Consider the following 9,815-nt stretch of genomic DNA (forward strand, 5'->3'; position numbering starts at 1 on the left):
GGCAGCCCGCCGCCCGCCTCGGCGATGCGCTGCACATAGGCCACCACGCCACGCGGCGAAACAAAGGGATCTGGCGGCTGGTGCACCATCAGCGCATCGGCCCCCACATCGCGCGAGACACGGGCCAGGCGGCAGGCCTCGCCCACGCTGCGGCCCACGCCGGCCAGCAGCGGCACGCGCCCGCCCACGCACTCGGCGGCGAACTGCACCGCCTGCTCGGCCTCCCCGGCCTCCAGGCCATAGAACTCGCTGGTGTTGCCATTGGCCACCAGCACCTGCACGCCGGCCTGCACGGCGCGGTCCACCACCGGGCGCAGCGGCGCGGCGGTCACCGCGCCATCGGCACCAAACGGCGTGACCAGAATGCCCGAAATACCGCCGAGTGCGCTGCGCAGCGCCGGCCCCTGGAATGAACTCACAATGCAGCTCCTGGATACAGTTAAACAATGGGATCCACTGTAAAAAGCCACCCAGGCAGTGTCCAATCCAAACAGGCGATGGCGCCATTCAAGAAATAGATCGTGTTCCAGCTCTCCCAATTGCGCTGCTTCGTGGCCGTCGCCACCGAACTGCACTTCGGCCGCGCTGCCGCCCTGGTCAACATGACGCAGCCCCCGCTCACGCGCCAGATCCAGCTGCTGGAGCACGAGGTCGGGGTGCGCCTGCTCGAGCGCGCGGGCGGTGCGGTGCGCCTCACGCCCGCGGGCGCCACCTTCCTGCGCGAGGCCGAAGACATCCTGCGCCGCAGCCAGGCCGCCACTCTGGCGGCGCGCCGGGCCATGCGCGCCGATGCCGGCAGCGTGACGCTGGGTTTCATCGCAGCGTCCAGCTTCGCCCTCCTGCCCCGGGTGCTCGGCGCGATCCGCGCCGGCCTGCCCGACGTGCACGTGGTGCTGCGCGAGATGCAGAGCGTGGACCAGCTCGAAGCCCTGGCCGGCGACCGGCTCGACCTGGGCATCGTACGGCCCTTCGCACCGCGCAGCTTCGCCGCTTCGGCCCCGCTGCTGCAGGAGCCCCTGGTGCTGGCCGCGCCCGCCAGCCATCCGCTGGCCCAGGGCGGGCCGATGCCGCTGGCGGCGCTGCAGGGCCAGCCCTTCATCGAGTTCTGCCCGTCGGAAACACGCTACATCTACGAGCTGATCGCCGGCCGCCTGCGCGCCGAGGGCGTGGCGCCAGACACCGTGCTCACGCTCAGCCACACCCATTCGATCCTGGCGCTGGTCGATGCGGGCTGGGGCGTCGCGCTCGTGCCCCAATCGGCCATGCGGCTGGGCTATGCGAATGTCGCGTTCCGGCCGCTGCGCGACCCGGCGGGCCTGCATGCCGAACTGCACCTTGCCTGGCGCAGGGAGAGCCGGCACGAGGTGGCGAACACCGTGCGGGAGGTGGTGGTGGGGGCTTTCGCTGCTGTGGCACAGGCATCGGCGCACCCGCCGATCCCTGCCGGCTAGAACCTCTTGCGCGCCCCGGCAGGCACCGGCCGCCTCAGCACCGGTAGTCGCCGATCCGGGGCGCACCCGCGGGCTTGCCCGCCTCGATCCATTCCAGCTTGTCGCGCAGAAAGGCCAGCGCGCCTTCCAGCTGGCCCTTCTTGTCCTCCAGCCGCTCGATCTGCGTGCGCAGCACCTCGACCGTCCGCGCCCTGGAGCGCGCACCCCGGCGGTATTCCTCGTTGAGCGCCGCAATCTCGCCCAGCGAATAGCCCAGCGACTGCTGCAGGCGAACCATGCGCACCGCCACCAAGTCGTCCTCGGTGAAGGTCTGGTAGGCGCTGGAGCCGCCCAGCTGCCCACGCCGCGGGGTGATCAGGCCCTTCTTCACATAGAACCGGACCGTGTCCTGCGGCAGGCCGGCGGCCCGGGCGAATTCGGAAATCAGCATTGGGTTGGCGGCTTGACCTTGGACCATGGTCCATACTTATAACAGGGCGCTTGTTCATCTTTTTACGGATCGTTCTCCATGGCACACAAGCACCCCGCCCTCGCACAGGTTCAACTCGGCCGCTCCGGCCCCATGGTCGGGGCCCAGGGCCTGGGCTGCATGGGCATGAGCGAGTTCTATGGCGCCGCCGATGCAGCGCAGTCGCAGGCCACGCTGGCGCAGGCGATGGACCTGGGCGCCACCCTGCTGGACACCGCCGACATGTACGGCCTGGGCGCCAACGAAAGCTTTCTCGCCCCCTTCTTGCGGGCGCACCGGGGCCGCGCCGTCATCGCCACCAAGTTCGGCTACACCCGCACCGCAGACAACCCCGGCGACTGGAGCCTGGACAACCGGCCCGCCTACATCCGCGCCGCGGCAGAGCGCTCGCTGCAGCGCCTGGGGGTCGACACCATCGACCTGTACTACATGCACCGGCGCAGCCAGGAGGTGCCGCTGGCCGACTCCATCGGCGCCATGGCCGACCTGGTGCGCGCCGGCAAGGTCCGCGCGCTCGGGTTGTGCGAGGTGACGGCCGACGAACTGCGCGCGGCGCACGCCATCCATCCCATCGCGGCACTGCAGTCCGAGTGGTCGCTGTTCAGCCGCCAGATCGAGCGCGAGGTGCTGCCATGCGCCGTGGCGCTGGGGATCGCCATCGTGCCCTATGCCCCGCTGGGGCGCGGGCTGCTCACCAGCGGCAGCTTTGCCGGCCAACTGGGCGCCGACGACGCCCGCAGGAACTTTCCGCGCTTTGCGGCAGACAACCAGGCGGCCAACGCCCGCCTCGTGGCCCAGGTCGAGCAATTGGCCGCCGCCCGCGGGCTGTCGGCGGCGCAGCTGGCGCTGGCCTGGCTGCACACGCAGGCGCGCCTGCTGGGCGCCACCGCCGTGCCGATCCCCGGCACCCGCAAGCCCTCCCGGCTGCAGCAGAACGTGGCGGCCGCCTCCATCGCACTCACATCCGCAGAAATGGCGGCCCTGGAGCCTCTGGCCAGCGCCGTGCAGGGCGTGGCGGTCTGAAACCCCGCCGGTTGTTGTGTTGCGCACAACAAAAAACCCGGTGGCCGCCAAGGCAGCCACCGGGTTCTTGCATCGCTTCTCTACAGGGCCGTGCCTTGTTATCAACAGGCCCGCCCCTCGCTCTCTCTTGTAGAACTACCTAAGCGCGGAGAACAAAACTCAGCGCAGCGGTTCTGGCCAGGCGCTGCGTCGCAGGCAGTACAGTAGTACGACAAGACGCAGCAACGACGCCAGAAGAGTTTTGTTAGCCGCTCCTATCGGTCGCGCCGCTCCATGCGGCGGTTCAAGTTCAGGGCGCCCAGGGTGCAGGCCACGCCCGACAGCAGGTACACCGTCACGGCCAGCAGGCCAAACTGGGCCGACAGGCCCAGCGCCACCAGCGGGGCAAAGGCCGCGCCGATGATCCAGGCCAGGTCGGCCGACAGGGCGGCTCCGGTGTAGCGGTTCTTGGGCGAGAAATTGGCCGTCACCGTGCCCGATGCCTGGCCGTACGACAGGCCCAGCAGCACAAATCCCAGCAGCAGGAACATGGTGCTGCCCACTTCGCCGCTGTTCAGCAGCACCGGCGCCATGAAGCTGAACACCCCGATCAGCACCGCCATGCCGCCCAGCAGCTTGCGCCGGCCCAGGTGGTCCGACAGCCAGCCCGAGACCATGATGGCCCCGGCCGCCAGGAAGGCGCCGACGATCTGCACGCCCAGGATCTGGGTCACGGGCTGGTCCGTGTAGAGAGTGATCCACGACAGCGGGAACACGGTGACCAGGTGGAACAGCGCAAAGCTGGCCAGCGCCGCAAACGCGCCCAGCAGCACGTTGCTGCCTTCGTCGCGCATCACCTCGTGCACGGGCACGGGTTGCAGCTCACGGTCCTGCAGCAGCTCGGTGTACGACTGGCCCACCACCAGGCGCAGGCGGGCGAACAAGGCCACCACGTTCACGGCAAAGGCCACGAAGAACGGGTAGCGCCAGCCCCAGGCCAGGAACTCCTGCACCGACAGGTTGGCGTACAGGTAGGCAAACAGGCCGGCCGCGAGCACGAAGCCCACGGGCGCGCCCAGCTGGCCGATCATGGCGTACCAGCCGCGGCGGTGCTTGGGCACCGACATCGCCAGCAGCGACGGCAGGCCGTCCCACGAGCCGCCCAGCGCCAGGCCCTGGCCGATGCGCAGGATCAGCAGCGCCACGATGGCGGTGGTGCCCAGGTCCTTGTAGCCCGGCAAAAAGGCCATGCCCACCGTGCACACGCCCAGCAGGAACAGCGCAATGGTCAGCTTGGTGCCCCGCCCCCAGCGCCGCTGGATGGCCATGGAGATGGCGGTGCCGATGGGCCGCACCACGAAGGCCACGGCCAGCAGCGCAAAGGCGGCCAGCGTGCCGTCCAGGCGCGACATGAAGGGGAACAGGAACGACGGGAACACCAGCACGCAGGCGATCCCGAAAACGAAGAAGTCGAAATACTCGGACGAGCGTCCGATGATCACGCCCACGGCAATTTCGCTGGGGGTGACGTCTTCATGGGTGTCCGCGCGGGAGAGGGAAGCGTGGCCTTCTTCAAAGCCATTCGCCGGGTAGATCGCAGAGGCGGGACTGCTCATGAACAGGGCTCCTTTGTTGTGTAACTGATACACCCACGTTTTACACCCAGCAGAGCGGCCCGACAAGGGCGGTTTCACCCACGTTCTCGCAGGACAAATGCCCATAGGCTGTCTCTGCAGGGATTTCGGTACTGGCAGTGTGTTCGCTGGCTGCCCCAAAAAGGGGCAAAAACTTGACCTTGGACAAAATGTCCAATGGACAAATTTGGCTGCTCTATTACATTGAGCGGCAAATTGTCATTCGCGTTTACCCCTAAACGCCTTTGTTGGGCCCATCACATGTTCAAACTTCCCCAACTTCGCGGGCCGGCATGGCTTGCGTTGGCGGCCACCGCCACCAGCCTCGCCGGCTGCAGCAAGGCCGTCGTCCTCAACCCCGCAGGCGACATCGCCTCGCAGCAAGGCCACATGGTCGTGCAGGCCACCTTGCTGATGCTGATCATCATCGTCCCGGTGATCGCCCTCACGCTGTGGTTCGCCTGGAAGTACCGCCAGAGCAACACCGCCAACACCGAAGAGGACTACGACCCCGACTGGCACCACTCCACCACGCTGGAGCTGGTGATCTGGACCGTGCCCCTGTTGATCATCATCGCGCTGGGCGCGCTGACCTGGATCGGCACCCACAAGCTCGACCCCTACCGCCCGCTGGACCGCATCTCCGCCACCAAGCCGCTCGAAGCCCAGGCCACCCCCATGGTGGTGCAGGTCGTGGCCATGGACTGGAAGTGGCTGTTCTTCTACCCCGAACAGGGCATTGCCACGGTGAACGAGCTGGCCGCCCCGGTGGACCGCCCCATCCTGTTCAAGCTCACGGCCACGTCCACGATGAATGCCTTCTACGTGGCCGACCTGGCCGGCATGATCTACGCCATGCCGGGCATGCAGACCGAGCTCAACGCCGTGATCAACAAGCCGGGCGTGTACCCCGGCATCGCCTCGCACTACAGCGGCTCGGGCTTCTCGGGCATGACCTTCAAGTTCCACGGCCTGAGCCAGGGCGACTTCGAGCAGTGGGTGGCCAAGGCCAAGACCGAAGGCAAGGCGCTGGACAAGACCACCTACCTGAACCTCGTCAAGCCCAGCGAGCGCGACCCCGTGCAGCGCTTTGCCAGCGTGGAAACCGGCCTCTACGACAAGGTGCTCAACCGCTGCGTCGAAGAAGGCAAGATGTGCATGCACCACATGATGTCCATCGACGAGCGCGGTGGCGAGGCCTACATGAAGGCCATGGGCCTGAACCTGCCCCAGGACGTGTGCACCATCGACAACGCCGGCCAGATCGTGGCCGCACTCGAAGCGCGCCACGCCACGGTCCACGACCGCACCCTTTCCCGCCAATGATCCGCGCCTAAGAGACTGACGAACATGTCCACCTCACCCGTTGTAACCGAACCGCATTGGGCCCTGGGCCGAATCACCTGGGACTCGATACCCATGGCGCACGAGCCCATCGTGCTGATCACCTTCATCGGTGTCGTGCTGGGCGGCTTGGCCGTGCTGGCCGCCATCACCAAGTTCCGCCTGTGGGGCACCCTGTGGCGCGACTGGATCTGCAGCATCGACCACAAGAAGATCGGCATCATGTACATGATCCTGGGCGTGGTCATGCTGCTGCGCGGCTTTGCCGACGCGCTCATGATGCGCCTGCAGCAGGCCATGGCCTTTGGCGACAACATGGGCTACCTGCCGCCGCACCACTACGACCAGATCTTCACCGCCCACGGCGTGATCATGATCTTCTTCGTGGCGATGCCGCTGGTCACGGGCCTCATGAACTACCTCGTGCCGCTGCAGATCGGTGCGCGCGACGTGTCCTTCCCGTTCCTGAACAACTTCAGCTTCTGGATGACCACCGCCGGTGCCATCCTGGTGATGGTGTCGCTGTTCCTGGGTGAGTTCTCCACCGCGGGCTGGCTGGCGCTGTCCAACCTGGGGGCGCAGAACCCGGGGGTGGGGCTGGATTACTACATCTGGGCGCTGCAGATCGCCGGGGTGGGCACCACGCTCTCGGGCATCAACCTGATCGTCACCATCATCAAGATGCGCGCACCCGGCATGAACCTCATGCGCATGCCCATCTTCACGTGGACGGCCCTGTGCACCAACGCACTCATCGTGGCCTCGTTCCCGGTGCTCACCGCCGCGCTGGTGCTGATGTCGCTGGACCGCTACGCCGGCACCAACTTCTTCACCAACGACCTGGGCGGCAACGCCATGCTGTACGTGAACCTGATCTGGATCTGGGGCCACCCCGAGGTCTACATCCTGATCCTGCCCTGCTTCGGCATCTTCTCCGAAGTGGTGGCCACGTTCTGCAAGAAGCGCCTGTTCGGCTACACCTCCATGGTGTACGCCACGGTAGTGATCACCATCCTGTCGTACCTGGTGTGGCTGCACCACTTCTTCACCATGGGCTCCGGCGCCAGCGTGAACACCTTCTTCGGCATCACCACGATGATCATCTCGATCCCCACGGGCGCGAAGATCTTCAACTGGCTGTTCACCATGTACAAGGGCCGCATCCGCTTCGAGCTGCCCATGCTGTGGACCCTGGCCTTCATGGTCACCTTCGCCATCGGCGGCATGACCGGCGTGCTGCTGGCTGTGCCCCCGGCCGACTTCGTGCTGCACAACAGCCTGTTCCTGATCGCCCACTTCCACAACGTGATCATCGGCGGCGTGCTGTTCGGCCTGTTCGCCGGCATCAACTACTGGTACCCCAAGGCCTTCGGCTACAAGCTCGACCGTTTCTGGGGCCTGTGCTCCTTCTGGCTGTGGGTGGTGGGCTTCTACGTGGCCTTCATGCCGCTGTACATCCTGGGCCTGATGGGCGTCACGCGCCGTGCCAACCACTTCGAAGACCCCTCGCTGCAGATCTGGTTCGTCATCGCCGCCATCGGCGCCGGCCTGATCGCCCTGGGCATCGGCTGCCTGCTGATCCAGATCGTGGTGAGCTACCTCAAGCGCGACCAACTGCGCGACCATACCGGCGACCCGTGGGACGCCCGCACGCTGGAGTGGGCCACCTCCTCGCCCCCGCCGGACTACAACTTCGCCTTCACCCCCAAGGTGTACGAGATCGATGCCTGGTGGGACATGAAGAAGCACGCCTATGCGCGCCCGCTCACCGGCTTCCAGCCCATCCACATGCCGGCCAACACCGGCGCGGGCGTGATCATCTCGGCCCTGTCGCTGGTGCTGGGCTTCGCCCTCATCTGGCACATGTGGCTGCTGGCCGGCCTGTCCTTCGCGGGCGTGGTGCTGGTGTCCATCATCCACACGTTCAACTACAAGCGTGACTTCTACATCCCCGCCGCACAAGTGACGGAGACCGAGAACCTGCGTACCCAACAACTGCGTGCCAGCCATGTCTGATATCACCTACAACCAAGCCGCCGCCGCCATCACGGCAGGTGGCCCCACGGCCGCCACGCTGGCGCGCCGCGAGTACCACCTGGCGCACGAGCCCCACCCCGAGAACGGCACCGCCCTGGGGTTCTGGCTCTACCTGATGAGCGACTGCCTCATCTTCGCTGCGCTGTTCGCCACCTACGGCGTGCTGGGCCGCAGCTACGCCGCCGGTCCCACCGGCGCGCAGCTGTTCGATCTGCCGCTGGTGGCCATCAACACCGCCTTCCTGCTGGCGTCGTCCATCACCTTCGGCTTTGCCATGCTGCAAAAGCAGCAGAACAAAGTGGGCGGCACGCTCGCCTGGCTGGCCATCACCGGCCTGTTCGGCCTGGGCTTCCTGGCGCTGGAGCTGTACGAGTTCCACCATCTGATCCACCAGGGCGCGGGCCCGCAGCGCAGCGCCTTTTTGTCGGCCTTCTTCACGCTGGTCGGCACCCACGGCCTGCACGTCACCTTCGGCCTGATCTGGCTGGTGGTGCTGATGCTGCAGATCAAGAAACACGGCCTGATCCACGAGAACAAGCGCCGCCTGATGTGCCTGTCGATGTTCTGGCACTTCTTGGACGTCGTCTGGATCGGCGTCTTCACCTTCGTGTACCTGATGGGAGTGCTTTGACATGGGCGCCGCACAACACACCGCCAACGCTGGCCACGGCCATGACGACCACCACCACGACGACCACCATGGCGACGTGGGGCCGCACAGCAGCTTCTCGGGCTACATGGTCGGCTTCGTGCTGTCCATCATCCTCACCGCCATCCCGTTCTGGCTGGTCATGGCCAAGGTGATCGCCGACCGTAACACCGCCGTGCTCGTGCTCGGCGGCTTCGCGGTGGTGCAGATCCTGGTGCACATGGTCTGCTTCCTGCACATGAACGGCAAGGTCGAGGGCGGCTGGACGCTGCTGTCCACCATCTTCACCGTGGTCTTCGTGGCCATTGCCATCAGCGGCACGCTCTGGGTCATGTTCCACATGAACGCCAACATGATGCCCGACCACCCCACGCCGACCCCGCCCACCCACACCGAAGGCGGCGCCGCAGGCCACCACACGCCCTGACGTGCGCATGCGCCCCGACGCCAACACGGCGGGGCCGCAGCAACCCTTGCAAAGCGGCCGCTCCCAGCGGCCGCACCTGTTTTGGGGCCCGTGCCATCGAGCAAGCAAAGGAATCCCGGATGATGACCGCAACCCCTACAGCCCCTACGGCCCCTGCCGCCCCTACAGCCTCGCGGCGCCTGCGCCGCGCCCTGCTGCTGGTAGTAGGCATCGCCCTGTTCCTGGGCTTTGTGGCCCTGGGCACCTGGCAGGTGCAGCGGCGGGTGTGGAAGCTCGACCTCATCGAGCGCGTGGACCAGCGCGTGCACGCCGCCCCCGTGGCCCTGCCCCCGGCCAGCGAGTGGCCCGGCATCACGGCCGACACGCATGAATACCTGCCCGTGGCCCTCACCGGCCAGTGGCTGCCCGGCAAGACCGTGCTCACCCAGGCCGTCACGGCCCTGGGCTCGGGCTTTTGGGTGCTGAGCGCACTGCAGCAGGCCGACGGCACCCAGGTGCTGGTCAACCGCGGCTTCATCCCCCAGGACCAGCGCGCGCAATGGGCAGGCAAGACCGACGATGCCACCCCCGCCACCGTGCAAGGCCTCATCCGCATCACCGAGCCCAAGGGCGGCTTTCTGCGCAGCAACGACCCCGCCGCCCAGCGCTGGTTCTCGCGCGACGTGGCGGCCATCGCCCAGGCGCTGCAACTGCCCCGCGCCGCGCCCTTCTTCATCGACGCCGGCCTGCCCCAGCGCGGCGTGGCCAACCCGACCGCCGAAGCGGTGGAAGTGGCCGGCACCGCCGCCACCACGGCGGGGGC

10 protein-coding genes are annotated in these 9,815 nt (G+C 66.9%); 7 read left to right on the forward strand and 3 right to left on the reverse strand.

What is annotated here, in order from left to right; all coding sequences use genetic code 11:
* A partial coding sequence (locus tag PMI14_RS06240; RefSeq protein WP_007851368.1) for a dihydrodipicolinate synthase family protein occupies positions 1 to 419 on the reverse strand: 419 nt, incomplete at its 3' end.
* A gap of 102 nt (positions 420 to 521) precedes the next feature.
* Between PMI14_RS06240 and PMI14_RS06245 the strand changes: the two genes are divergently transcribed.
* Entirely contained in the window at positions 522 to 1,451 is a 930-nt protein-coding gene (locus PMI14_RS06245; protein ID WP_007851370.1) for a LysR family transcriptional regulator, read from the forward strand.
* Positions 1,452 to 1,485: 34 nt separating this feature from the next.
* Here the strand turns inward: PMI14_RS06245 and PMI14_RS06250 are convergent, their stop codons facing one another.
* Positions 1,486 to 1,881, reverse strand: coding sequence for a MerR family transcriptional regulator (locus PMI14_RS06250; protein WP_007851373.1), 396 nt, complete (start codon positions 1,879 to 1,881; stop codon positions 1,486 to 1,488).
* Positions 1,882 to 1,959: 78 nt separating this feature from the next.
* Here PMI14_RS06250 and PMI14_RS06255 point away from each other — a divergent pair, with 78 nt between their 5' ends.
* Positions 1,960 to 2,943: an aldo/keto reductase gene (locus PMI14_RS06255; RefSeq protein ID WP_007851375.1), complete on the forward strand. Its 984-nt coding sequence runs from the start codon at positions 1,960 to 1,962 to the stop codon at positions 2,941 to 2,943.
* Positions 2,944 to 3,197: 254 nt separating this feature from the next.
* On the opposite strand, the gene PMI14_RS06260 is transcribed toward PMI14_RS06255, so the two are convergent.
* A complete protein-coding gene (locus PMI14_RS06260) occupies positions 3,198 to 4,538 on the reverse strand; it encodes an MFS transporter (RefSeq protein ID WP_007851377.1) in 1,341 nt (446 codons plus the stop codon).
* Between the two features lie 279 nt (positions 4,539 to 4,817).
* Between PMI14_RS06260 and cyoA the strand changes: the two genes are divergently transcribed.
* The 5 genes from cyoA to PMI14_RS06285 all read left to right on the forward strand — a co-directional run.
* Positions 4,818 to 5,882: a ubiquinol oxidase subunit II gene (cyoA, locus tag PMI14_RS06265; RefSeq protein ID WP_007851379.1), complete on the forward strand. Its 1,065-nt coding sequence runs from the start codon at positions 4,818 to 4,820 to the stop codon at positions 5,880 to 5,882.
* A gap of 24 nt (positions 5,883 to 5,906) precedes the next feature.
* Positions 5,907 to 7,916: a cytochrome o ubiquinol oxidase subunit I gene (gene cyoB, locus PMI14_RS06270; protein WP_035202614.1), complete on the forward strand. Its 2,010-nt coding sequence runs from the start codon at positions 5,907 to 5,909 to the stop codon at positions 7,914 to 7,916.
* Positions 7,909 to 8,568 (forward strand): cytochrome o ubiquinol oxidase subunit III, encoded by a 660-nt coding sequence (gene cyoC, locus PMI14_RS06275; RefSeq protein WP_007851384.1) that lies wholly within the window; start codon positions 7,909 to 7,911, stop codon positions 8,566 to 8,568. The genes cyoB and cyoC overlap by 8 nt, the downstream gene beginning before the upstream one ends.
* Position 8,569: 1 nt before the next feature.
* A complete protein-coding gene (gene cyoD / locus PMI14_RS06280) occupies positions 8,570 to 9,013 on the forward strand; it encodes a cytochrome o ubiquinol oxidase subunit IV (protein WP_007851386.1) in 444 nt (147 codons plus the stop codon).
* Between the two features lie 122 nt (positions 9,014 to 9,135).
* Positions 9,136 to 9,815, forward strand: a 680-nt coding sequence (locus PMI14_RS06285; RefSeq protein WP_081497277.1) for an SURF1 family protein, incomplete at its 3' end; no start/stop codon positions are given.

It is taken from the genome of Acidovorax sp. CF316 (assembly GCF_000276605.1).
Taxonomy (GTDB): domain Bacteria; phylum Pseudomonadota; class Gammaproteobacteria; order Burkholderiales; family Burkholderiaceae_C; genus Acidovorax.